At 54.3% G+C, this 23,290-nt stretch carries 20 protein-coding genes; 12 read left to right on the top strand and 8 right to left on the bottom strand.

The genetic code is table 11. The features are described from left to right. Positions 1–164 precede the first annotated feature (164 nt). From poxB to GM154_RS20035, 3 genes are all read left to right on the top strand, one after another. Positions 165–1,889: a ubiquinone-dependent pyruvate dehydrogenase gene (gene poxB / locus GM154_RS20045; RefSeq protein ID WP_219653158.1), complete on the top strand. Its 1,725-nt coding sequence runs from the start codon at positions 165–167 to the stop codon at positions 1,887–1,889. Between the two features lie 257 nt (positions 1,890–2,146). Further along, the gene (locus GM154_RS20040; RefSeq protein ID WP_010798933.1) at positions 2,147–2,782 is read left to right on the top strand and encodes a DUF6348 family protein; all 636 of its coding nucleotides are present in this window, start codon (positions 2,147–2,149) and stop codon (positions 2,780–2,782) included. Positions 2,783–3,120: 338 nt separating this feature from the next. After that, positions 3,121–3,684 (top strand): DedA family protein, encoded by a 564-nt coding sequence (locus tag GM154_RS20035; RefSeq protein ID WP_019364552.1) that lies wholly within the window; start codon positions 3,121–3,123, stop codon positions 3,682–3,684. Positions 3,685–3,724: 40 nt separating this feature from the next. On the opposite strand, the gene GM154_RS20030 is transcribed toward GM154_RS20035, so the two are convergent. Continuing rightward, a complete protein-coding gene (locus GM154_RS20030; RefSeq protein ID WP_122043876.1) occupies positions 3,725–4,696 on the bottom strand; it encodes a dienelactone hydrolase family protein in 972 nt (323 codons plus the stop codon). A 332-nt stretch (positions 4,697–5,028) separates the two neighbouring features. On the opposite strand from GM154_RS20030, the gene GM154_RS20025 reads away from it, so the two are divergent. Continuing rightward, positions 5,029–5,763, top strand: coding sequence for a FadR/GntR family transcriptional regulator (locus GM154_RS20025; protein WP_019364554.1), 735 nt, complete (start codon positions 5,029–5,031; stop codon positions 5,761–5,763). A 41-nt stretch (positions 5,764–5,804) separates the two neighbouring features. On the opposite strand, the gene GM154_RS20020 is transcribed toward GM154_RS20025, so the two are convergent. The 6 genes from GM154_RS20020 to GM154_RS19995 all read right to left on the bottom strand — a co-directional run bounded on the left by GM154_RS20020 (position 5,805) and on the right by GM154_RS19995 (position 13,455). Further along, the gene (locus tag GM154_RS20020; protein ID WP_219653157.1) at positions 5,805–6,971 is read right to left on the bottom strand and encodes an oligogalacturonate lyase family protein; all 1,167 of its coding nucleotides are present in this window, start codon (positions 6,969–6,971) and stop codon (positions 5,805–5,807) included. Positions 6,972–7,087: 116 nt separating this feature from the next. Then, entirely contained in the window at positions 7,088–8,818 is a 1,731-nt protein-coding gene (locus GM154_RS20015) for a transporter (RefSeq protein WP_219653156.1), read from the bottom strand. Positions 8,819–8,947: 129 nt separating this feature from the next. Next, positions 8,948–10,738, bottom strand: a complete 1,791-nt coding sequence (locus GM154_RS20010; RefSeq protein WP_219653155.1) for a sodium:solute symporter family protein — start codon at positions 10,736–10,738, stop codon at positions 8,948–8,950. Positions 10,739–11,081: 343 nt separating this feature from the next. Beyond that, positions 11,082–11,816, bottom strand: coding sequence for an oligogalacturonate-specific porin KdgM family protein (locus tag GM154_RS20005; protein ID WP_150346201.1), 735 nt, complete (start codon positions 11,814–11,816; stop codon positions 11,082–11,084). Between the two features lie 153 nt (positions 11,817–11,969). Further along, positions 11,970–12,233: a hypothetical protein gene (locus GM154_RS20000; protein WP_074828370.1), complete on the bottom strand. Its 264-nt coding sequence runs from the start codon at positions 12,231–12,233 to the stop codon at positions 11,970–11,972. Positions 12,234–12,300: 67 nt separating this feature from the next. Further along, a complete protein-coding gene (locus GM154_RS19995) occupies positions 12,301–13,455 on the bottom strand; it encodes a mandelate racemase family protein (RefSeq protein ID WP_219653154.1) in 1,155 nt (384 codons plus the stop codon). 781 nt (positions 13,456–14,236) lie between these two features. Between GM154_RS19995 and mqo the strand changes: the two genes are divergently transcribed. Beyond that, positions 14,237–15,868 carry a malate dehydrogenase (quinone) gene (mqo, locus tag GM154_RS19990; RefSeq protein ID WP_074828373.1) on the top strand — a complete coding sequence of 544 codons (1,632 nt, stop codon included), beginning with the start codon at positions 14,237–14,239 and terminating at the stop codon, positions 15,866–15,868. A 476-nt stretch (positions 15,869–16,344) separates the two neighbouring features. Here the strand turns inward: mqo and GM154_RS19985 are convergent, their stop codons facing one another. Further along, positions 16,345–17,292, bottom strand: a complete 948-nt coding sequence (locus tag GM154_RS19985; protein WP_219653153.1) for a LysR family transcriptional regulator — start codon at positions 17,290–17,292, stop codon at positions 16,345–16,347. An 86-nt stretch (positions 17,293–17,378) separates the two neighbouring features. Between GM154_RS19985 and GM154_RS19980 the strand changes: the two genes are divergently transcribed. The 7 genes from GM154_RS19980 (at position 17,379) to GM154_RS19950 (ending at position 23,286) form a co-directional block, all read left to right on the top strand. Then, on the top strand, positions 17,379–17,807 hold the full coding sequence (locus tag GM154_RS19980; protein WP_074828379.1) for a DMT family transporter: 429 nt from the start codon (positions 17,379–17,381) through the stop codon (positions 17,805–17,807). Between the two features lie 10 nt (positions 17,808–17,817). Beyond that, a complete protein-coding gene (locus GM154_RS19975) occupies positions 17,818–18,306 on the top strand; it encodes a DMT family transporter (RefSeq protein ID WP_074828382.1) in 489 nt (162 codons plus the stop codon). A gap of 373 nt (positions 18,307–18,679) precedes the next feature. Continuing rightward, positions 18,680–19,126, top strand: a complete 447-nt coding sequence (gene aroQ, locus GM154_RS19970) for a type II 3-dehydroquinate dehydratase (RefSeq protein WP_010798918.1) — start codon at positions 18,680–18,682, stop codon at positions 19,124–19,126. 5 nt (positions 19,127–19,131) lie between these two features. Continuing rightward, positions 19,132–19,992, top strand: a complete 861-nt coding sequence (locus GM154_RS19965; protein WP_074828386.1) for a shikimate dehydrogenase — start codon at positions 19,132–19,134, stop codon at positions 19,990–19,992. A 41-nt stretch (positions 19,993–20,033) separates the two neighbouring features. Further along, entirely contained in the window at positions 20,034–21,362 is a 1,329-nt protein-coding gene (locus GM154_RS19960) for an MFS transporter (protein ID WP_258019945.1), read from the top strand. Between the two features lie 95 nt (positions 21,363–21,457). Next, positions 21,458–22,006: a TRAP transporter small permease gene (locus GM154_RS19955; RefSeq protein ID WP_219653152.1), complete on the top strand. Its 549-nt coding sequence runs from the start codon at positions 21,458–21,460 to the stop codon at positions 22,004–22,006. After that, entirely contained in the window at positions 22,006–23,286 is a 1,281-nt protein-coding gene (locus tag GM154_RS19950; protein ID WP_219653151.1) for a TRAP transporter large permease subunit, read from the top strand. The genes GM154_RS19955 and GM154_RS19950 overlap by 1 nt, the downstream gene beginning before the upstream one ends. The last annotated feature ends 4 nt before the right edge of the window (positions 23,287–23,290 follow it).

The following is a 23,290-nucleotide window of genomic DNA, read 5'->3' as shown; positions in this document are numbered from 1 at the left end:
GCTTCGAAAGAGCTTCGATGGCAGGCTGATCTAGAGCGTACTTGTTTGCAGCATCGCTATCTCATCATCTGGATGGCTGCAATCCCTGGCGTTCAACCGAACCCAGCCACGTCCTATGCTGCCTTGAGCCATCGATCATTTACTTTGTCAAAGGACGAATCGTTATGGCTAAGATCACCATTGCCCAGCAGTTGGCTACCACACTGGAGCAGGCAGGCGTACAGCGTATCTGGGGCGTCACCGGAGACAGTCTGAATGGCCTGAACGATGCCTTGCGCAAGATGGAAACCGTCGACTGGATGCATGTACGCCACGAGGAAACCGCAGCCTTTGCGGCCGGGGCGGAAGCAGCAGCTACGGGCAAGCTGGCGGTATGTGCAGGCAGTTGTGGGCCAGGCAACCTGCACCTGATCAACGGACTTTATGATTGCCACCGAAACCACGTACCGGTCCTGGCAATTGCTGCGCACATTCCCTCATCGGAAATTGGTCTTTCCTACTTTCAGGAAACCCATCCTCAGGAGCTTTTCAAGGAATGCAGTCATTTCGTTGAGCTCGTCAGTAACCCGGCACAAATGCCCGAAGTCCTGCATCGTGCCATGCGGGCCGCCATCCTCCAGCGCGGCGTTGCGGTCATCGTGATTCCCGGCGATGTGGCGCTGCTGGAAGTGGACGCCGGGAAGACCGCCTGGCCGGTTCTCAATCCGCCTCGCCTGATGCCATCGGAGCAGGATATCAACAGACTCGCCACCCTGCTCGCGGATAGCAAAGCCGTGACACTGATGTGCGGTAGCGGCTGTGCGGGCTACCACGACGAAGTCGTTGCGCTGGCCGATACGCTCGGTGCACCTGTCGTTCATGCGTTACGGGGTAAAGAGCATGTCGAATGGGATAACCCGTTCGACGTTGGCATGACGGGCCTGATCGGCTTCAGTTCCGGCTACCATGCGATGCTCAACTGTGACACGCTGATTTTGCTCGGCACTGATTTTCCCTATCGTCAGTTCTACCCAACCAATGCCAGGATTGTACAGGTCGACATCAACCCTCAGGCATTAGGCCGCCGAACCGCCCTAGACTTGGGAATCGCCGCCGATGTAGGCGAAACCATTCGTGAGCTTTTGCCACGACTGGAGCGTCGTACCGATCGGCACTTCCTCGAAGATTCGCTCAAGCACTATGCCAAGGCTCGTGAGGGACTGGATGATCTGGCCAAACCCTCCCAACCCGGTCGACCTATTCATCCGCAGTACCTGACCCGGATCCTGAGTGAGCTGGCGGATGAGGATGCCATTTTCACGGCAGACGTCGGAACCCCAACGGTATGGGCTGCCCGATATCTGAAAATGAACGGCAAACGCCGCCTGATCGGCTCGTTCAATCATGGCTCCATGGCCAATGCCATGCCTCAGGCGATAGGGGCTCAGGCAGCTTATCCCACGCGCCAGGTTATCTCGCTGTCCGGCGACGGTGGTTTCGCCATGCTCATGGGTGATTTCATCTCGCTGGCCCAACTGGGTCTACCGGTCAAAGTGGTGGTTTATGACAATGCCACATTGGGCTTTGTCGCCATGGAAATGAAAGCCAGCGGTTATCTGGATACTGGTACCCAGTTGCAGAACCCGGATTTTGCTGCGACGGCCAATGCGATGGGCGTCAAGGGAATTCGTGTCGACAGTGCCGAACAGCTGGAGCCTGCCTTACGGGAGGCCCTGGCCCATGACGGCCCGGTACTGGTCGATGTCGTGACGGCTACACAGGAGCTTGCCATGCCGCCCGCCATCAAGCTCGAGCAGGCCAAAGGCTTCAGCCTTTATCTGTTGCGGGCGGTTATGAATGGCCGTGGCGATGAAGTCCTGGAGCTGGCACGTACCAATCTGTTGCGCTAACGCCGCTGTGCAAAAAAGTTCACCACGCACACCGTGTGGTGAACTTGAAAGTTTCAAAAGATGAGCGAGAACTCAGATCCAATAATGTAAAGGCATTTGGATTGCTCATTGCCGCTGCGCTGCCTATGATCCGCGCCTTTGTGAGCCACGCGTGATCGCCGGCAGGTTTTACTCTGCGGCCCGGCCTATTGACTCTCGTCAGTTCTGAGCCCCGGCAAACTCGGCATGCTCTTCCTTATTTACTGACGGCTACTCCTATGACGACCTTGAACCCAACCGACGCACTCAAACTGATTCTGGAAAAACACGGCCTGACCGGTGCTGTATATGATGGCTGGGTAGCGCCCAACAATCAGCTCCCGGCCATACGTGCCCGCTGGTATCCCGGCGAAGGCAGCGGGCGCCTGGATATTCATGTGATGGTCGAAGAGGGCGTGCTGGTCGAAGAGATTTTTGCAGGTATCGGTGAGGGTGATGAGGGGCTGGCAAATGCCTTCGAAAACTTTATCGCCAACTCATTGCATGTCTTGTTGGCAGCGTTCTGGGAAGTCGATGCAGCCGAACACGTTTCGGTTGAAAACTGGCTGATCAATGAGCGCCGCTACCGGGCCTATGTAGGCAACCTCGGAATCCGCGCAGCCAAAGGAAGCACCAGCGAGCTGCCGGAGAATCTGGTGCCGTCGATTCATACCACCATTCAAAACATGCCGTTGAAAGGCAACACCCACTGGTTTCGTACGTTCTTCTGCAACTACAACCAGGAGCACCGCTTTGAGGCACTCAGTGACAATATTCATTGGGAAGAAGGTGCTTCGAACCTGCAGGCGCTTCCGTGGAGCCGTGACGATGGCTACTTCAGCGTACGCAATTTCGTGGTGCTGCGGGCAGTCTAACTCAACAGCGTAGCGCCAGAGCGGTTTATTCAATGAACCGCTTTGGCGCTATCGGCAGTATCGGTGAATCATACCTGTAAGCCATCAAGGATCTCGCTAAGTGATCATCAACGGTGCTTCCCTTGATCAGGTGCCAGTAACTCTCTAGCTAGCTTGGCAAAATGGCGATCCGTTTGCGAAATCCGTTCGTATAGCGATACGCAGAGGGTTCATTTGCCCTTTCGAAAGGCGGTTATGCCAAAATTCCCGGATCGCTATCTTAACGAGGCCTGGTACGCGCGACCAACGCCTGGACGGTATTGTTTTTGAGACAATACCTGGATTATCAGGACCGCAACATGCTTGAACCGAACGAATGGATAACCCACTACGGCTACCTGGCCGTCATGGTCGGGCCGCTTATCGAAGGCGACGGCTTGGCCATATTGGCAGGTGTGGCTGCCCGCCATGGTTATCTGAATTTTTTTCTGACCATCCTGATGACGGCCATTGGCGCAATGATCAGTGATCAGTTCCTCTTCTTCATCGGAAGGCGATATGGCGATCCCGTCCTGAAGAAGTTTCATCGTCATCAGCACCGAATCGAGCGAGCACGCCAACTGATTCAGCGCTATCCATCGCTATGGGTGATCGGGACGCGGTTTGCGTATGGCTTCAGAACCATTGGCCCAATCATCATCGGCACCAGCGGCATCCCTGCCAGACGCTTCGTACCACTGAATATCGTTGGCGCCTTTCTCTGGGCAACCATCATGGTCAGTATTGGCTACGGTGTGGGAGAGTTCGTGCAACGGCTTTTTGCAACCCAGCCACATGCCGGACTATGGCTGGCAGGAATAGCCGCCACCTTACTGGCTATCGTTGCCGCAATCTGGTTCTTCCGTCGGCGTCGCCACGCCTGATCCTGTCACCCAGCCTTGGCAAGAGGCTGGGTAATTCGTTTTACGGTTTATCCAATACGTTTTTCAGAAACGCCAATACATCCTCTGTGGCTTGCCGTGTGGCATCGGCATTGGGCCCTACATGGGGATCATGCGCGACGCAGGCGTCGGTATAGCGGAACGGCTCCCCCGTTTCCTGATTGATCAGCGCGCCCTGCTCACCCTCGACAATCTGGCATGCCCGTACCGTCTGACTGCCTTGTGCTACACGTACAGGCTGCGAGGCAGGACTGTCGAAACCATGGTGGGCCTCAGGATAGCGAAACACCTTTACATCGGCGCCTGCCTTGGCCAGGCGATCCAGGTAAGGAGTGCACCGGGACAAGGGATCGTAGTCATCTGCCTCGCCATGAAAGACCCGAATGGGTTTGTTTACCACCTTGTCTTCATCCTTGAAGGAAATGGAGCAGTCAGGATAGAAGGCAATATAGGCCGCGAAGCGGGCGTCTCCCGCCATCCATTCCTTCTGGAAGCGAGCAAGACTGGCATAAAGCGACGCTTGGCCGCCTCGAGAGAAGCCCATCAATACGATACGGGAGGCATCGATACGAGGCTGACTGGCCAACAGCGCCAAGGCTCGGTATTCATCCAGAATGAAATTGAGCCGTCCCAGCTGAGCTTGGTCCTTACCGGTACTGATCAGCTCGCGGCCGGTGAATCCATCGAGCACAAACGTGGCGATTCCCTGCTGGTTAAGGGTGCGCTGCCAATAGGCAATGTTATCGCCAATACCACCGGAGCCATGTTGGAGAATGACCGCCGGAAACGGTCCCTCCCCAGCTGGCAGGCTCAATCCGGCAGTTAAGGTGACAGGCCTGCCTGACTGCCCGGTAAGGAACTGGGTATCACTCAGGGTCTGGGAGGCATAGGCATAAAACTCCTGGCGCGCGGGAATATCCGAGTGCTCCTGGGCCTGGGCAACTGCCACCAGACTTCCAAGTACCGCCAGGGTGGCAAGGGCGGAACGTTTCATTCTTGTTGTCTCGCTTATGGCTATGGCTTGCACCTGACCATAACAAAACAACCCGGTAGGTTTATACCCTGCTCTGCCTTACGGTCCGAACAGCCTGACTGATCAGTCAGTAACCGAGACCGTCAATTTTCATGTGACGCAGATCGCTCTGATACCAACGTGCCTTCAGGCATGTTTCAGGCATCAAAGCTCAATGTCATCGAAAGCCATCTTCCTTGCACAACGGCACACAAAGGTGTTCGGTTTGCCATGCTTTTCTTCTGAGCGGATTAGCCGAAATGTGTATGCTTGCTGCGGAAGTCATCGAGCCCAGAAAAACAAATGAGCCCTTTATGATCGACAGGCCTTCCCAAAAGCCAAAACGTCTAGCTGAAGAACTGGTTGCCCGTTTGTCGCAGTACATTCGCGATGGGGTTTTCAAGCGGGGAGAAAAATTGCCTTCGGAACTGGAAATTTCCAGTAGCGAAGGATTCAGTCGCAGCGTGGTGCGAGAGGCGCTGCTGCGACTGCAAGCGGCGGGTCTGGTCGAAACACGCCGCAGTGTCGGCACCTTTATTGTTGATATGCCGCCCCCGCCTACTCTGCAATTGGGACCGGAAACCATTTCCACGCTGCAGGATGTGTTGAGCCTGCTGGAGCTACGCATGAGCCTGGAAGTCGAGGCGGCTGGGCTGGCAGCGCAGAATCGCAGCCCGCAGGAGCTCAAGGAGATCGAGCTGGCCCTGCTTTCCATGAAAGACAGTGGCCCGAAAACAGGCATTGCCATCCATGCGGACTCACAGTTTCATCTGCGCATTGCCAAGGCATCCGGCAACGCCTATATGTTCGACATCATGAAGCATCTGGGTACAAAGCTCATTCCACGTACCAAGATGAATTCGGCCTATGCCGCTCAGAAGGATCGCGTCGCGTATCTTGATCTGGTGTATCGCGAACATGAAAAGATCTATAGCGCCATTGCGCTGCAGAGCCCTGATTCGGCACGGGCGGCCATGTACCTGCATTTAAGCAACAGTCGTGTACGCCTCTATCAGGCTCACGAGGCTCGCCATACACTTTACGAGTAAGGGCGCTCATGCCCAGCCACTGGCTGGGCATGACATGTCAATCAGGTAAACAACGTGTCGGGCAGCGTTGCCAGATACACGGCGGGCTTGCCTTCGAAATCGGAGCTGAATAACACCTTGCGATTATCCGGCGTGAACGATGGATGTGGATGGGTCACCTGTCTGTCGCCATCCAGTACCCGCCAGGAGCTATTGTGCGCAGCCAGGCACGCAGTTTGCTGGCGTTTCACGTCGAAGACATAAAGCCAGGGGTCGTTCTCGATTGTATACCCCTGAGTGTCCTTTACATCGACAGGCGTACCGGAACCGTCACCTACCAGCATCGTGCCGTCTTCATTGCTCATCAGGTGCGAGCAGGCCGGCATCTCCATCAGCATCTCATTGGTTTCGGTGTCGGGATCAAATCGCCAGATCTGCCGCGCCTGCTGGCCCTTTGGATAGATGACATAGATCATGGCGGAGCCATCCGGCACCCAGAACTCGTGGGTACAACTTTCCCCCGGCTTCTGCTCCCGCACCTTGCGTACATTGGAGCCGTCCTCATCGACCAGCCACATCCGGGCATCCACCATGTCATGAGGACCTTCATGGCAGAACGCAACAGTATGATCGTGATAGGGGCGATAAATGGGATGCCCGAGCCAGATCGTGTTTTCGTGAACGACACGAGCCTCTCCTGTGCCCAAATCGACGCGAATCAGTCGGCAATGGGGGTTACTGGTAAAGAATGTCCGGAACACTTCCCAGTCGGTCAGCGGCGTCCAGTCCGAGCGGGCGATCTCGATTCCAACCAAGCTTGTGCAGGCACTGTTCGCTACCCATGTACCATACCCAACCCAATCATCGGCTACCTGATAGACCGTTGTTTCCTCCAGCGTTGCCAACTCCACACGGCGTAACTGACGCTCGTTTTTCACATAATAGAGATAACGGTCATCTTGAGATAAAAAGCCGCCAAAAGTATTATCACTAGCGCCTTCCGTTAGCTGTACCGCCTGTTTTTTCTGAATATCGAGTAGATAATAATTACGGTTATTATCAAACTCGGCTGCAAATAACAGCTTGGTACCATCATTGGTAAAACATTTCTGATAAAAATAGTTTCGGTGACACACTGTATCGGTGGGTGTAAGGCGTGTTACTTCAGCACCAGTACCTTCATCACTATACGTATGGTAATCCAGTTCAATATGGGAACCCTTTGCCATAACACACCTCTGTTGTTTTCAATGATGTTCTATTGGACTGTTTATGAGTTGCTCAACAATATGGATTCGCCCTCTTCGCTATTGATAACGAAGTCTTAATTCTGAGCGTTAACTGCTTATGTTCTACTACTGCCTGCCCAATGTCGCAGTGCTAATCCTGATATCAGTACCGTTCCTACAATAGCGGCATGCAACCAGCGCCCTTGGGGAGCCTCAGCCAATAGAAGAAGTGGAAGTAAAAGCAGCCCCATACCTGTTACCAGGGCGCCTAGCCTCCTGGCTTGGGAAGGATCGACGCAGGCAATCTCATCGGGCTGCAGGGGACGATACATATTGCGAAAGAATAGCGTGAGCTGTTGCCGCCTCTCGGTGTTACGGGTAGGGCTATACCAGACGCGGGTCCCGATAAAAAAACCACCCGTGAAAACCACATGCGCCAGAACCGTCACCCCAAACTTCAGATCGCTCGCCTCACGTTCGGTGAGCGTATACGCACCCAACCACGCAGGAAGCGCCACGGGGTTGAAGCCAATATAAAAGATCAGCGATACCGCTGCGCCGACCAGCACCGTACTCCAACCCGCCCAATCCGGGGTCTGTCGTACGACCACGGCCAACAGAGCAGGAATGGAAAGGGGCAGAAGAAACAGGGAGCTGACCATCATTGCCAGCTCGAAGAACCCTATGCCTTCCTGCTCGGCCATCCACCACGCTGTCAGGGTGGCCAGGGCGCCATTGAGCAGCGTCACCCAGCGGCCCATGGCAAGCAAGTGGGCCTCCCCATGGGCAGGACGCTGATAAACGTTACGAATAAAGATCCCCGCATTGCGATTGAGCGCAGTGCTCATGGGAGCAATGGTCGCAGCCACCATCGCGGCTAATGTAAGCCCGACCGTACCGGCTGGCATTGCCTGTTGAACAAAGTAGAGATAGGCCGCGTTTCCTGCCTGCTCGCCCAGTTGAGGGTACTGCCCCACAAGATCTGCACCTTGCGTGGCGGCTACCCACGGCGGAATAAACCATAGGACAGGGCCGATCACAAAAAGAACCCCGGCCAGAAAGGCTGCCCGCCGAGCCTCATGCTCGTTTCGAGTAACCAGAAAGCGATAGCAGGTAATCGCGTTGTTGGTCGACAGCACCTGCTGCATCAGGATCATGGCAATCCAGAACAACAGGATCTGCCACAGATTCATGTCGTGCCCCTGCCAAAAATCCACGGGAAAGCGCTCGACGATGTTGCCTGGCCCACCGCCTGTGTATAGCGCAAAGCAGCCGGTTACCAGGGTAATTGCCAAGATCAGAACCAGCTGGATGACGTTGGTTGCGTTGACTGTCCAGGCACCGCCACTGGCGGAAATGAAGGTAATGACCGTACCGGTGATGAGCAGGGTCGGTACCATGCCAAAGCCGGTCATCGAGGCGAGGATGTAGGCTAATCCATTAAGCCAGATGGCGGCCGTAAGGGTTGAGAGCGGGAACTGCAGCCAGGTAAAGAATTGCTCGGTCGGCTTGCCAAAACGCTGGGCAATCACCTGCATCGAGGTTTCAACCCGAAGCTTGCGGTAACGTGCCGCAAAGAACAGACAGGCGATGAAAAATCCCAGAGCATTGCCCCAGAACAGGACCAGAACGGGAAAGCCATCGGTAAAGGCCTTTCCTGCGGCGCCGGTAAACGTCCAAGCGCTGAACTGCGTCATAAAGGCAGTCGCCCCGGCCATCCACCAGGGCATGGAACCACCGCCATTGATGAACTGACTGCTGCTCTGTGCGTAACGACGAAAGCACCAGGCTGCCACAATGATAAAAACGAGGTATACCGCAACCACCAACAGATCGAGTGAGGTCATTCTTTGAGCCTTATGCCAACGTGACGCTGAAGCAGGCGGGCTGAGGCATACTGAAACAAACAGTCTGGAAAACGCCAGGTCATGCGTAAGCCGGCACCCTTTCGGATGCCGGCATCTTTCAGCGCTTTCTCAGGACGCACGCTCGGTAGTCAATCGAGCCTGGAGTGTCTCTATACTTTTTTCTACATGAGCGCTGCGCTTGAGCAGGTAGCCACAGAGTAGGATGGAGATGGCACATGCTGCAAACAGGAGCCGTCCCCAGAGCGGGTTGGGTACCAGTACCATCAACATCAAGCCAGCCCCCATCATCAAGGTAATCTGCCCTAGCTTGCTGCGCTGTAGGCGGTCATACACGTCCTGATCACCTTCAGCAATTACAGGCGTTTCGATGTCCTTAAAGAACTGGGCCGTTTGCTGTTTTTCCTCTGCAGTAAATGTCTCTTCCTTGTAGAACAAGGTAGTGGCGCAGAAGAAACCGCCCGTCAGCACCAGATGAGCTGCCACGGTAATAGTAGTCGTCAGCTCAGAAAGTTCACGTGCGGTCAGGGTCACTCCAAACAAGCCGGCACACCATTGAGCAGTGAATACATTCATGACCAACCAGGACACAAACATGCCAAAGGCAACGGTACCCCAGGCCGCCCATTTTGGCGTTTTACGAATAAACATGCCGAAGAACAGTGGCACCAGAATGGGAGATTGAAGCAGGGTGGCAACCCGCATCATCAGCTCGAATAGGCTCAGACCTTTGAGTTGAGCAAAGAGTTGAGCAATAAGGATAACCAGAATACCGTTTACGATCGTGGCGATCTGGCTGACGTGCAGCAGCTTTTTCTCGCTGAGAGGCTTGTTACGGCACACTACAGGCGCCCAGAAACTGCGTACAAAAATACCGGCGTTACGGCACAGGGCAGAGTCCATCGACGACATGGTGGCAGCAAATAGCCCGGCAACTAGGAGTCCTATCGTTCCTACCGGCATCAAGCGTTCTGCAAAGACCAGATAAACTGCATCACTGGCCTTATTTCCCAATTCAGCATGTGCCAGCGGAGCATCTGGATACAGGACGGCTGTGGCCCAGGGTGGAATGAACCAGATCAGCGTTCCCCCGACCATTAATGCCAGAGCAAGCAGGGACGCCTTGCGTGCGTTGTCAGAATCTTTCGCATTGAGAAAACGATAGGAGTCCTGCATGTTGTTGATGCTTTGCAGCTGCTTGACCAGAAAGAACAGGAACGAGCCTATTAACAGCAGGCCGTAGTTCATATCGGGTCCCATCACGAAATTGGTCGGGAACCGGGCAATCATTTCAGAAGGCCCACCAACGGCGACCAAGGCGACAATGGCACTGGCCACAGAGATGACGGCAACGACCAACGTTTGAACGAAGTCGCTGGCGACCACCCCCCATGCTCCGCTCAAGAGCGAGATAAGCAGTACGGAGATACCGGTGATCCAAATAGTGGTCGCCATGTCATAGCCAAACACGGCTCCGACAAAGATCGCCAGACCATTTAGCCACACACCACCGTTGAGCACGCTTAAAGGAATAATGGCCCAGGTAAAGAACTGCTCGTTCGTCTTGCCGAAACGCATCTTGATACCCTCGGTAGGCGTATCAACACGCATCTGGCGAAAGCGGTGGCTGAACCACCAATAGGAAATGGCATAGGCAAAGATATTTCCCAAGAAAACAAACGTTACCGCCAGACCGTCGTTAAACGCCTTGCCCGCCGCCCCGGTAAAGGTCCAGGCCGAAAACTGTGTCATGAATGCAGTAGCGCCTACCATCCACCACAGCATACGACCGCCGCCCCGGAAATAGTCGCTTGCCGACTTATTCGCCATTTTCTTGAAGGCAAGGCTAATGATGATCATCAGCAAAAAATAGCCTGCCACCACCAACATATCTATGTTCATAGCGTTCTCTCACAATATTGGCGCCACTGGCCGAAAACAAATCAGAGGGATATAGAAAATGTTAAAGCAACCTGTTTCGCGCCCATCGGAAAGAACTATGGAAAGTCTCTGGTATGAACTTTGAGGTATTAGGGATAGAGCGAAGCGTGCTCTCTGTTATGTTTACCTTGATGATTCTCATATTATTCACCGAATAAAAGAGAACATGACTTCGTTGTTCTGAAATGATGTTCTTGTTGTTTCAGAAACAAGAATGAAGACAGATGAAGTGAGAATCTTTAAAGTTTATAAAGTACTTTCCAATAACTTCATCTGTACTTCATTGCAGGATATTTACTGCATGTTAAAAACTGTAATGCACACCCACGCGCATACGTAGCTGGCGATCACTGTCGGTGGAATTAACTTTCACATCACCCAACTCAACAAAGGGCTGCCAGCGCTTGTCCCACTTGTATTTAAAGGCAAGGTTTTGTTCGTAGTCGGTTTTCTTGCCGTCGTAACGGGTATAGTCCGCCTTGAAATAGACCAGGTTATATTCGTACGATAATTTCCCGCCCGGAGCGTAGCCCAGCCACCCATCGAAGCGGTGAACGTGCTGGTCACGCTTGGCTCTATCAGGCACGGACTCGTCGATCTGGTTGCGATCCAGCTTGCGAGCCTCGTAGCGATAGCGCCCGCTGATCGTCCACTGGTTGTTTACCTTGTACCCCAGACGCGCGCCGGTTCGATACGTCGTTGCGTTTTCTACTGCAACCAGGCTGATAAAGGGTGCAATCGTCCATTGGGGAGTAAGGGAGTATCGATAATCAGCCGTAAATTCGTGACCATCCCCTACGGTGTTATCAAACGCGACGTCCTTACGGCTGCCTCCGGTCTTGTACTTCAGTTCCCCTTCGAAACCGAGTCCATTGTCCAGACGTATACCGATCAGAACGCGATCAGAGTGAAGCTTCGAGTCTTCCAGATACTGGTGCCGATAGTTGATATAACCCGAATCGGCAGCCTGAGCATTGCCTGCCAAAACGGTGATTCCCAGAGAGGTCGCAACAGCTAGCGTCTTTATTGTTATCTTCATGATCTTATTCTTGTTAATAACGTACAGAGAGATTGAATAGGCTTAAGCGGTAACAGCCCGGCATTCAGGGGTGTACGGCTCCCGATCTATTCGGCGGCACGATTGGTTCAGATGGTTAACACGCGAACGGCAAGCCAGGCCTGCCAGCGGCGCTTAGGCAGGACTTTTGGCCCGGCCGCGCCGACCATTACATCGGCCGGTCATCGCCAGAGGTAATGGCAGAGCAACAAGAGAACAGGAGCGGAAAGCCTGTAGCCGGTTGATACGGCAGGGTATCGAGGCGATGCACGAGGAGGACTGAGCATGAATGTGCGCTGTACCAGCCAGCCCCAGGTTATACAGTTCCGGTACTCGCCTGGAGATACGGGCCAGGCACTCGAAGAAGACATGCGAGAGGCGAAAGGTGTTCAGGTTCATAGCTCAGTCCTTTTTTATAATTGTTCAAGACCTGCCTGGGCATGATTAGCCCTGGCACAACCGTGGATCAGTGCTGGCTCACGATATGGGCTTCGATATAGGCAAAGTTGATGTCCTCACCCAGGCCAGGACGGTCAGGCAGGTGGACGTAACCGTCCTTGTCCATGGGGTCGACGATACTGTTGAGATAGGCAGGTACGTCGTCATACTCCAAGAACGGATGCAATAGCCCGCGCTCGTACCAGGAGCAGTTCTTGATTCCACCCACGACAGCCAGATTGGGTGCACCATTACCATGAACTTCACAATCCAATCCGAACGCCTCAGCCAGGTGAGCGACTTTGACGCATGGGCCAATACCGCCTACGCCAGCTACCCCGGCGCGTAGAATGTCACAGGACTTTCCACTCACCCATCCCGCGCGGCTGTGATACTTGCCGCCCAGGCTTTCAGGCCCCAATACAGGAATGGTGAGGTTTTCAGCCAGCCAGGCATAGGACTCTGCGGACTCCTCCATCATAGGCTCTTCAAACCAGGCAAAACCCAGCTTTTCGATTTCGCGTCCGATGTAGAGGGCATCAGTACGGTTGTACCAGTGGTAGCCATCAAGCATCAGGGCAATATCCGGGCCTACTGCCTCACGTACGGCGGCACAGGCTCTTACGTCCATCTTGGCATCGGGTGCGAAGGAGATGGGCGGCATCCAAGTATGCAGCTTGATACCCTTGTAACCACGGGCTACGAGCTTTTCGGCAAAACGCGCATATTCGTCAGGTGTTGACAGGCCATCCGGCAAATCATCGCCACACATGGTAGAACCATAGGCCAAGACCTTGTCTCGGTAGCCACCCAACAGCTTGTAGACTGGGACCTGGAACTTGCGGCCAGCCCAATCCCAGAGCGCTTGCTCCACCAAGGCCAGGCTGCGGTCGGTAAGTTGACCTGCACTTCCCCGCTGCCAATGCGCCAGATCCTGCCAGAGTCGTTCACGATCAAGCGCGTTCTGTCCAACCAGTACCTTGCGTACAAAATTGTCAATGATGTATGGGCGAAGCAGTTCCGGAGCGCCAAAGGCATAACCTTCGCAACCGTCCTCCGTGGTGATCTTCAACAATGCCATACGGGCCTGGACTTCATCTCCCGGATGGGAATGCCCTGCGCTATCGACAGCACGGCGAGTGGGATAGGAAAACACATCGACACTGACACGGGAGATATTCATAAGAGGAAGGCTGTCCATGACTATTGTTTTTTTTGGAGCAATTTCCGGTATGTCGTCATACCACGTGACACAGTATTTTTCTTGAGCGCTATTTTGTCAAGGAGGCTACAGCTTCCAGCTTGAGACTTTAATAGAATTGAAAAATTACGCCAAATAGGCTCTAAAAAGCGAATCCTGGCGGAGATGCAACCTCAGCAAGCTTATAAGCAGATCAAGTAATTTATTTTTTCAAATCTGAAAAGGTGATGACTGACCGGTCAGCGTCTCCTGCAAAAGACAACATAGTCGTCTTACCACGCAAGGATAAAAAGCCTAGGTGTTGATTGCAGGCTGGTACAGGAGGGAGGACAGAACGAGCAGAGCAATACCGGACGACCTGCACGTGTCGATGATAATGTCCTGCCGACTTCCTGCCAGACATTAAACTTTAGTCTTATTGACCGGAACTTTAAGGTGTGACTTTCCGTCGCGGCTTTTTCGCGATATTCTACTGGACACGTTTCACTGAGCGCCCAGATAAACCTCTCATGATGTATCCGCTACACCCAACGCAATGTAGTGACATTTTCGAGTGGATGTCCTGCCACCTCTTGATCCGGACCTTGAATTTTTTTGGCTGTACGCGTGTTTCATGTCGAATCGACCCGACCTTTCATTCGACTTGATGCGTTACAGATTCAAAAAGAAGTGTGCCTTGCCTACTCAAGCAAATGTGTAGATGGCCGATAAGACAGCGCTATCTGATTTCATTTGCTTGTATGCCTAACTAGAGAAAATCTGCATGAAAAAGCGTGTTCTCGCTGCTCTGTGCTCCAGCATGTTCGCGATGTCCGGACACAGCTGGGCCGACGATAATGCCCCTGTCGATGTTGTACTGATCGGCGGCGGTATCATGAGCGCTACCCTGGCTACCTACCTGGAAGAGCTTGAGCCCACCTGGACGATCAACATGTACGAGCGTCTGGACAAGGTAGCCGAAGAAAGTTCCAACGGCTGGAACAATGCCGGAACGGGCCATTCTGCCTTCGCGGAAATGAACTATACGCCCGAACTCAAGGACGGCACCATCGATGTCACCAAGCCTCCGAAGATTACTGAAGGCTTTGAGATTTCCCGTCAGTTCTGGTCTTTCCAGGTCAAGAACGGTGTATTGAAGAACCCCAGATCGTTCATCAATACCACGCCGCACATGAGCTTTGTCTGGGGTGACGACAACGTCAACTACCTGCACAAGCGTTATGAAACCATGCAGAAAAACGCGCTGTATGCGGGCATGCAGTACTCGGAAGACCACAGCCAGATCAAGCAGTGGGCACCGCTGATCATGGAAGGTCGTGACCCTGCACAGAAAGTGGCAGCGACCTGGATGCCGGCAGGGACTGACGTAAACTTTGGTGAAATCACTCGCCAGCTGGTAGGTTCGCTGGAAAATCATTCGCAGTTCAAGCTTTCAGTGAACAGCGAAGTGCGCGATATCAAGCGCAACCCCGATAACACCTGGAAAGTAACCGTTGCAGACCTGGCCAATGGCGGCAAGGAAACCTCAGTGAACACCCGCTTCGTCTTCATTGGTGCAGGCGGCGCTTCTCTGATGCTGCTGCAGAAAACAGGTATTCCTGAAGCCAATGGCTATGCTGGTTTCCCGGTTGGAGGCCAGTTCCTGGTAACTGAAAATCAGGAAATCGCCAAACGTCACGGGGTAAAAGCCTACGGCCTGGCATCTGTGGGCGCGCCGCCCATGTCCGTGCCGCACATTGATAGCCGTACGCTGGATGGCAAGCGCGTTATTCTGTTCGGACCGTTCGCAACCTTCTCGACCAAGTTTCTGAAGAACGGCTCGCTGATGGACCTCATGCATTCCATGACCAGCAACAACACCTGGCCCATGATGCAGGTGGGAATGGACAACTTCGATCTGGTCAAATACCTGGTTGGTCAGTTGATGCAGTCTGATGAAGACCGCTTCGCTGCGCTGAAGGACTACTACCCGAACGCTCGCAAGGAAGACTGGAAGCTCTGGACCGCCGGCCAGCGCGTACAGATCATCAAGAAAGATGCGAACGGCAATGGCATATTGCAGTTTGGTACCGAAGTGGTTTCCGCACAGGACGGTTCCGTTGCTGCGCTGCTGGGTGCCTCGCCAGGTGCTTCGACTGCTGCGCCCATCATGCTTCATCTGATGGAAAAAGTATTCAAGGATAAGGTTGCGACGCCAGAATGGCAGAGCAAGCTTAAGGAAATCATTCCATCCTACGGTCAGTCGCTGGATAACAATGCTCCGCTGATCAAGGAAGTCCGCAGCTACACAGCTGGTGTACTCCAGCTTAAAGATGCTACCGCTACCCAGCAGGCAGCGTCTGAAAACAAGGCTGAAGAAAATCAGCCGACTGAGGCAAAAACGGCTGCGCTTTAAACAGCTCGTTTACCTTGGTTAAGACGGCACCTTCGGGTGCCGTTTTTTATGTCCGTCTGCAAGCGTCTTCATGGCGCATTCCGCCTAGCGTTAGGGCCATCAACCATAGCCCAGACTGAATAGTACAATCCGCGCAAAAAGAATGAGTCCCAGCCAGGAAGCAATGAACTCGATATCGTCTTCGCTCATCTTGAAAACCTTACTTGAAGCCTTTAACGAGATGCAGATACAAGCTTGGTAAGACGAAAGATGAATGAGTTCGCCTGCGAACGGGCTTTTAGGCTGAAAGGGCGTTGTAGAGCGTCTATATCAGACTACTGGTACAGGATCAGATACTTGTAACGCGACTGAAGCGGTAAATAGTCGTGAAGCAGATTAACAGTATCGCGTTCTCCCACATAGCCGACGTCTGCCCAGCTTTTCACGCGCATCCCAAAGTCAGTCGTGCGGGTACAGGCATCGAGGATTAAGCGCTCTCAACGCTGAACGGGCAAGCCATTGTCCCAGTAGGGTGGCTGACCGACGTGATGAAACAGGAAATCCAGAAAAACCTTCACCTTGGCTGAGCGCATGCGGTTCTCCGGATAGATCACATGCACCGCATAGGTTTCGAGATCCTCTGACGCTTCCCAGTCCGTCAACACTGCCACCAGTGCACCGCTGCTTAGCGCCTGATGCACGAGCCATGTCGGGAACAGTACGATCCCCTCCCCAAGCACCGCCGCCTCAAGCAGGCATTCGGCATTATTGCTTCTAAAGCTACCTTTGGCCTGATAGGCCTGAAAGGGTGTCTGGCTTGTAGAGCGGAAATACCACTGACGCACACCGCGCATTCCCTTGTAGACCAGGCAGTTGTGATGCTCAAGCGCCCCGGGACTTTGCGGTATACCCTGCCGCTCCAGATACACCGGCGCAGCACACACCACGAACCGTTGCTCTCCTAAACTGCGCGCCACCAGGCTGGAATTTTCCAGGCGTCCTACTCGGAAAGTAATGTCAGCCCCTTCCTGCACAGGATCAATAAACGCATCCGTTAATGTCAGCTCGACGTCTATTTTTGGATATCGCTTTTGAAACTCTACCAGCAATGGAACCAGATGCAGACGCCCCAGCGCGACGGCAGCATTGAGCCGAAGTGTTCCCTGTGGCTCTGAAGTGTCTCCACCAATCTGCTCCGCCGCCATATCCAGCTGAAGCAGGGCGTCCCGAACATGCTGGTAATAGCGCTCCCCTGCCTCGGTCAATCGGACTGCCCGAGTGTGGCGATACAAGAGCCGCTGCCCCAACGTCGCCTCCAACGCAGAGATATGGCGCGAAACGGATGAGGCAGGCAAATTGAACTCTGCACCTGCCTGCGTAAAGCTCTTGACCGACGCGACCCTGACGAACAGCCGCAAGGCCAGCATGGAAGGCGAGTTGCTCATAAAACAATAGTTATTTGTCTGAAAGCCGATTGTTCCAATTATGACAACTTACTAGCGTAGCGCATTGTTTTTTCTTGAGGATGAACATGCAACACGCTCTGATTCTGTTAGTTGTGCTGATTGCCGGCATGGGTCTGTCGATGGAGGCGGGCCTGTTAGGGCCGCTGGGAGGGGAAATAGGTCACTTCTCCGCTACCTTGTCGATTTTTCTCGTTGGCGCCGCACTGCTCACATTTGCGCTGATTTTTGCGCGCCCGAAAATGGCCCAATTATTCAGTCAGCCACGCTGGCTGCTGGTGGGCGGCATTCTGGGTCCTATCTATGTCGTCGTACTGACCATTGCCACGCCGCTGATTGGTGTCGGGATGACCATGGTGGGCATCCTGTGCGGCCAGGTAGGAGCCAGTCTGGTTATCGATCATTTTGGTCTGCTAGGCAGCACACGCCGTCCCGTCGACCGGTATCGCGTAATGGCGTTCCTATTGATCTTGGTCGCTCTCTGGCTGATTCACTGAGGTATATCCTATGCTCCAGTTTCTGGTTCTTTTTGCCGTATTGGGTAGTGGCGCCGTACTCAGTGCCCAGTCCTCTATCAACGGCCGGCTTGGCGCGCAGGTAGGCGTGCTGGAAAGCGCCTGGCTGACTTTTACCAGCGGTGCCCTGCTTACATTTTTGCTGGTGTTTTTCTTCGAACCCCCTCATCCCATGACACTTTTCACTGCTCCAAAATGGCAGCTGATCGGTGCGCTGTTTGGCGTTGTGTACATGCTCGCGATGGTGTTTTCCATCCCTCGCGTTGGCACCGCTGCCGCTACGGTAGCCGTCATTACTGGTCAGCTGCTGATGAGTCTTCTCATCGATCACTTTGCTTGGCTGGGGAATGCCGAGCGACCCTTGGATGTGTCTCGACTGGTTGCTATCGCACTGCTGTTTGGCGCTCTGGCGCTGATCTACCAGAGTAATCGGATACAGGAATGTTCGCCTCAGGCTGATCCCGTGGAGGAGCGTACCTGACAAACTGGCAGGAGGTGTCTTGAGTGATGCCTTCTGCCATCCGCTCCTCCTTCCCTAGAGTTATAGGGATGCTTGTTCGTTGGGTAAGCGCCTAGGGCAGGCTTCTCTCTTTCCTCATCATGGACGATAACCGCACGTTTTTGTATCTCAGCACACTATCTCCTTCTCGACAGAGAAATTCGCGTTCCATCAATAACCTTTTGATCTTCCAGGTTTTTTTCCGACCTCTTTTGATGATGCTGTCATTGGTAAGTCGACTCCCCCAGGCAATAGATAAAAAGCACCTTCTAGGCGGATTGACTGTATTAACCAGTTAGTACACTTTGTTATTCAGCGTGTCCAAACATCATAAGAACAACACGGAGTGCTCTGGATGACCTGCTCTCTTCTCATCCTCAACGGCCCAAACCTTAACCTGCTGGGAACCCGTGAACCACAGATCTATGGTTACGAGACCCTCAACGATGTCGCTCAGCTTTGTCATGAAGCAGCCGACACGCTCGGCCTACAGATCGATTTCCGCCAAACCAACCACGAAGGTGAGCTGATCGACTGGATTCACCAGGCGCGAACCGCCCATGCTGGAATCATCATCAATCCCGCGGCCTGGACTCATACCTCCGTTGCGATCCGAGATGCCCTGACAGCGGTAGCGCTGCCCGTGGTGGAAGTCCATCTCTCCAACGTTCATCAGCGCGAAGCCTTCAGGCATCACTCCTTTGTCTCACCCATTGCCGTAGGGGTCCTATGCGGCTTTGGTGTGGCGGGCTATCGCATGGCCATCGAGTACTTCGCTCACGTCTTCACGAACAAGAAGTGACCATTATGTCCACTCTATTTTCTCCTTCTGTCCTGGCCGGTCTGATTGGCTCAGGTATTCAATCCTCCCGTACGCCTTCCATGCATGAGCATGAGGGTGATGCGCAAGGCATTCGTTACCTCTATCGGCTGATCGACCTTGATGCGCTTGGCCTTGAGGCGTCCGCTCTGCCTGAACTACTCACAGCAGCCGAGCGCATGGGATTCACAGGTCTGAATGTCACCTTTCCCTGCAAGCAGGCCATTATCCCACTGCTGGATGAGCTTTCAGAGGAGGCCTTGGGTATTGGCGCCGTCAATACCGTAGTGTTCAAAGCGGGCAAGCGGATAGGTCATAACACCGATTGTCTCGGGTTTGCGGAAGGATTTCGCCGTGGGCTGCCAAACGTCTCACGCGAGCGCGTTGTGCAGATGGGCGCTGGCGGTGCCGGGGCAGCCGTTGCTCATGCCTTACTCCGCGAGGGGGTAGCTGAATTGACGGTCTTTGATGTCGATAAGGACAAAGCCCACGCGCTCGTCGACAACCTCAAGGCTATTTTCGGTCTTGATCGTGCATGCGTGGGAACAGACCTGACCGCCGCCATGCAGGCGACTCAAGGGCTGGTCAACACGACACCGGTGGGTATGGCCAAGCTGCCAGGCATGCCGCTACCGGCCGAACTGCTCAGGCCCGAGGTGTGGGTAGCTGAGATCATTTATTTTCCACTGGAAACTGAACTGCTCAAGCACGCCCGCGAGATCGGTTGCCAGACGCTGGACGGTAGCCGCATGGCGGTCTTCCAGGCTGCGAAGGCGTTTGAGCTCTTTACCGGGCAGCACGCTGATTCCCAGAGAATGCAGGCGCATTTCGCCAGCCTGGGTGACTGACAAGCCTTCTATTTCGTGCCAAGCGACACAGGACAATAACAATGCATGCCGATAGTAAACTAGGCCAGATAGTGCAGGCCCCTTCTCACGCTGGAACCACATCCCAAAAGCCAACCCGGGCACGCTTCGTGATTCTTGCCCTGCTAGCGGTCGGAACCATGATCAATTACCTGGACCGGACCATTCTGGGTATCTCGGCGCCGGTCATGACCCAAGAGCTTGGGATTGATGCGGCGGTCATGGGTCTGATCTTCTCTGCTTTTTCCTGGACGTATGTGCTGGCTCAGGTACCCGGTGGCGTGTTTCTCGATCGGTTCGGATCGAAATTCACCTATTTTGCCTCGATCACCTCCTGGTCGTTCGCTACGCTGCTGCACGGATTTGCTTCAGGCTTCTATACCCTGCTGGGATTGCGCCTGATGCTGGGGTTTGCCGAAGCACCGTGCTTTCCCACCAACAGCCGAGTGGTCAGTACCTGGTTCCCTCAGCAAGAGCGTGCCCGTGCCACGAGTATTTATACCGTGGGTGAATACATCGGCTTGGCCTTTCTCAGTCCGGTACTGTTCATGATTCTCGCGAACTTTGGCTGGCGCGCGCTGTTCATGATCATCGGAGGCATTGGCATCGCCTTCGGCCTGCTCTGGTGGAAGCGCTACCGTGAGCCCCATGAAGACCCTACCATGAATCAGGCGGAGCGGGAGCACATCCAGGCTGGCGGTGGCTTGTCAGCCCCCTCGCAGGAGCGCGTTCCCTTTACATGGAGCAATGTCAGCCAGTTGCTCAAGTATCGGCAGATCTGGGGAGCGTGCATCGGTCAGTTTGCCGGTAACGCCACCCTGGTTTTCTTTCTGACCTGGTTCCCCACCTATCTGGCCACCGAGCGCCATATGGGTTGGGTAAAGATGGGGTTCTTTGCGGTACTGCCGTTCATTGCCGCAGCCGTAGGTGTGATGTTTGGTGGCTGGTTGTCCGACTGGATCATCAAGCGCACCGGTAACGCCAGCGTAGGCCGCAAGCTACCCATCATCAGTGGGCTATTGCTGGCTTCTACCATCATCGCGGCGAACTATGTCGACAATGACACCCTAGTCATCGCGATTCTTTCCATCGCCTTCTTTGGACAAGGCATGGTGGGCCTGGGGTGGGCAGTCATTTCTGACATCGCGCCCAAGAAGTTCATGGGCCTTACCGGCGGCATCTTCAATCTGGCGGCCAATCTGGCCGGCATCATTACGCCGCTGGTGGTCGGCTTTATCGTAGCCACCACGGGTTCGTTTGTGGGAGCACTGCTGTTTATCGGTGTTCTTGCCCTAATCGGTGCGTTTTCGTACATCTTCATTTTAGGAGAGGTGAAGCGTATAGAACTTTAAAAGGCCCGGCGCAGGGACGCGTGGGGCCTGGCTGTCGTTGTTTCTCGTGATTCATAACAAACACAACACACGCAGAGAAACCTAAAGGCATGGTCATGAAAACAATAATCGACCTGTACTTTCGCTTCATCAAACTTCTACTGGTGCTGTGCATGCTTGGCATGGTGGCTCTGGTGTTCGGCAACGTTGTCTTGAGATACGCCTTCAATTCCGGCATCAGCGTATCGGAAGAACTGTCGCGCTGGCTGTTTGTATTCATGGTGTTCCTTGGGGCTATCCTCGGCCTCAAGGAGCGCTCGCATATCGGCATGGGTAGCCTGCTCGCAGCCCTGCCAGCCCGCTGCAAGCGCCTGTGTCTCACCCTTTCTCACCTGATCGTGCTGTACATGCTGTGGCTGATAATCCAGGGCAGCTGGCAACAGGCGGTCATCAATAAAGACGTACTGGCGCCAGCATCGGGCCTGTCCATGGCAGTGTTCTATTCGGCTGGGCTCGTCTTTGGGATCACCTCGGTCGGCATCATGGTGTACGAACTCTATGCCGCACTGTTCCTTCCCCTGCCGTCTGTATCCTCGCCCTCCTCCAAGGACAAGCAGACACCGTTCGTAACCCCGCCCAAGACAGCCTCAGGGGAGCGCAGCTGATGATTCTTTCCGTTTTCCTGGGCTCTCTGGTCGGCAGTATGGTCATCGGCATGCCGATCGCCTTTGCGCTGCTCGTCGCAAGCGCCGCCATGATGTATTACCTGGATCTGTTTGACGCTCAGATCATTGCGCAAAACCTGCTTAACGGTGCCGACAGTTTTCCATTGATGGCGGTACCGTTTTTCATGCTCGCAGGCGAGATCATGAATGCAGGTGGCCTGTCTCGCCGGATCGTGAACATTGCGATGTCCATGGTAGGGCACAAGCGAGGTGGACTTGGCTACGTGGCGATTATCGCCTCGTGCCTTCTGGCTTCGCTGTCCGGTTCTGCCGTCGCCGATGCCGCCGCCCTTGCCGCCCTTCTGGTACCGATGATGGTCTCGGCTGGACACAGCCGCGAACAGTCGGCAGGTCTAATCGCTGCAGGGGGCATCATTGCACCCATCATTCCTCCTAGCATTGGTTTCATCATTTTCGGTGTCGCCTCCGGTGTCTCCATTTCCAAGCTGTTTCTGGCCGGTATTGTGCCGGGGCTCATGCTCGGTGCGGCTCTGGCAGTTGCCTGGTGGTGGATCGCTCGCAAGGACGGCGTGGAAACCTCACCCAAGCGTTCCGGCCGGGAAATTGCGCAGGCGCTCATCGAAGGCAGCTGGGCATTGGGTCTGCCCCTGATCATCGTGTTTGGCTTGAAGTTCGGCGTCTTTACACCGACCGAGGCCGCCGTGGTTGCTGCGGTCTATGCGCTATTCGTGGCAACGGTGATCTACAAGGAACTGAAGCTCAGCGACCTGTATGAACTCATCCTGAGCGCGGCAAAAACCACCTCGGTCGTCATGCTATTGGTCGCTGCTGCCATGGTTTCGTCCTGGTTGGTGACCATAGCCGACCTCCCCGGCCAGCTGGTTGACCTGCTCGATCCGTTCATGGACAACCCCACCGTACTGCTGCTGATGATCATGCTGCTGATTATTATTGTCGGCACCGTCATGGACATGACGCCCACCATCCTGATCCTGACGCCTGTGCTGATGCCAACCGTTGTTCAAGCGGGTATCGACCCTGTGTATTTTGGCGTGCTCTTTTTGATCAATACCGCCATCGGACTCATCACACCTCCGGTCGGAACCGTCCTGAACGTCGTATGTGGCGTCTCCGGGATCCAGATGAATGAAATCATCCGCGGTGTCTGGCCGTTTCTCCTGGCGCAGTTGCTGGTACTGCTCCTGCTGGTCATTTTCCCGGTGCTAGTGACAGGTCCAATGAAATTCCTGGCGGGCTAAGTCA

Source organism: Pseudomonas sp. MAG002Y (assembly GCF_019400845.1).
GTDB lineage: Bacteria > Pseudomonadota > Gammaproteobacteria > Pseudomonadales > Pseudomonadaceae > Chryseomonas > Chryseomonas luteola.
This window is presented reverse-complemented; position numbering and strand designations above follow the sequence as displayed.

Bases quoted from the DNA above. Each gene is read 5' to 3' on its own strand.
- GM154_RS19950 (WP_219653151.1), top strand. From the start codon at position 22,006: ATGATTCTTTCCGTTTTCCTGGGCTCTCTGGTCGGCAGTATGGTCATC.
- GM154_RS19995 (WP_219653154.1), bottom strand. From the start codon at position 13,455: ATGAATATCTCCCGTGTCAGTGTCGATGTGTTTTCCTATCCCACTCGC.
- GM154_RS19975 (WP_074828382.1), top strand. From the start codon at position 17,818: ATGCTCCAGTTTCTGGTTCTTTTTGCCGTATTGGGTAGTGGCGCCGTA.
- poxB (WP_219653158.1), top strand. From the start codon at position 165: ATGGCTAAGATCACCATTGCCCAGCAGTTGGCTACCACACTGGAGCAG.
- GM154_RS20035 (WP_019364552.1), top strand. From the start codon at position 3,121: ATGCTTGAACCGAACGAATGGATAACCCACTACGGCTACCTGGCCGTC.
- GM154_RS19955 (WP_219653152.1), top strand. From the start codon at position 21,458: ATGAAAACAATAATCGACCTGTACTTTCGCTTCATCAAACTTCTACTG.
- GM154_RS20025 (WP_019364554.1), top strand. From the start codon at position 5,029: ATGATCGACAGGCCTTCCCAAAAGCCAAAACGTCTAGCTGAAGAACTG.
- mqo (WP_074828373.1), top strand. From the start codon at position 14,237: ATGAAAAAGCGTGTTCTCGCTGCTCTGTGCTCCAGCATGTTCGCGATG.
- GM154_RS19965 (WP_074828386.1), top strand. From the start codon at position 19,132: ATGTCCACTCTATTTTCTCCTTCTGTCCTGGCCGGTCTGATTGGCTCA.
- GM154_RS20010 (WP_219653155.1), bottom strand. From the start codon at position 10,738: ATGAACATAGATATGTTGGTGGTGGCAGGCTATTTTTTGCTGATGATC.
- GM154_RS20000 (WP_074828370.1), bottom strand. From the start codon at position 12,233: ATGAACCTGAACACCTTTCGCCTCTCGCATGTCTTCTTCGAGTGCCTG.
- GM154_RS20015 (WP_219653156.1), bottom strand. From the start codon at position 8,818: ATGACCTCACTCGATCTGTTGGTGGTTGCGGTATACCTCGTTTTTATC.
- GM154_RS20005 (WP_150346201.1), bottom strand. From the start codon at position 11,816: ATGAAGATAACAATAAAGACGCTAGCTGTTGCGACCTCTCTGGGAATC.
- aroQ (WP_010798918.1), top strand. From the start codon at position 18,680: ATGACCTGCTCTCTTCTCATCCTCAACGGCCCAAACCTTAACCTGCTG.
- GM154_RS20030 (WP_122043876.1), bottom strand. From the start codon at position 4,696: ATGAAACGTTCCGCCCTTGCCACCCTGGCGGTACTTGGAAGTCTGGTG.
- GM154_RS20020 (WP_219653157.1), bottom strand. From the start codon at position 6,971: ATGGCAAAGGGTTCCCATATTGAACTGGATTACCATACGTATAGTGAT.
- GM154_RS19985 (WP_219653153.1), bottom strand. From the start codon at position 17,292: ATGAGCAACTCGCCTTCCATGCTGGCCTTGCGGCTGTTCGTCAGGGTC.
- GM154_RS19960 (WP_258019945.1), top strand. From the start codon at position 20,034: ATGCATGCCGATAGTAAACTAGGCCAGATAGTGCAGGCCCCTTCTCAC.
- GM154_RS20040 (WP_010798933.1), top strand. From the start codon at position 2,147: ATGACGACCTTGAACCCAACCGACGCACTCAAACTGATTCTGGAAAAA.
- GM154_RS19980 (WP_074828379.1), top strand. From the start codon at position 17,379: ATGCAACACGCTCTGATTCTGTTAGTTGTGCTGATTGCCGGCATGGGT.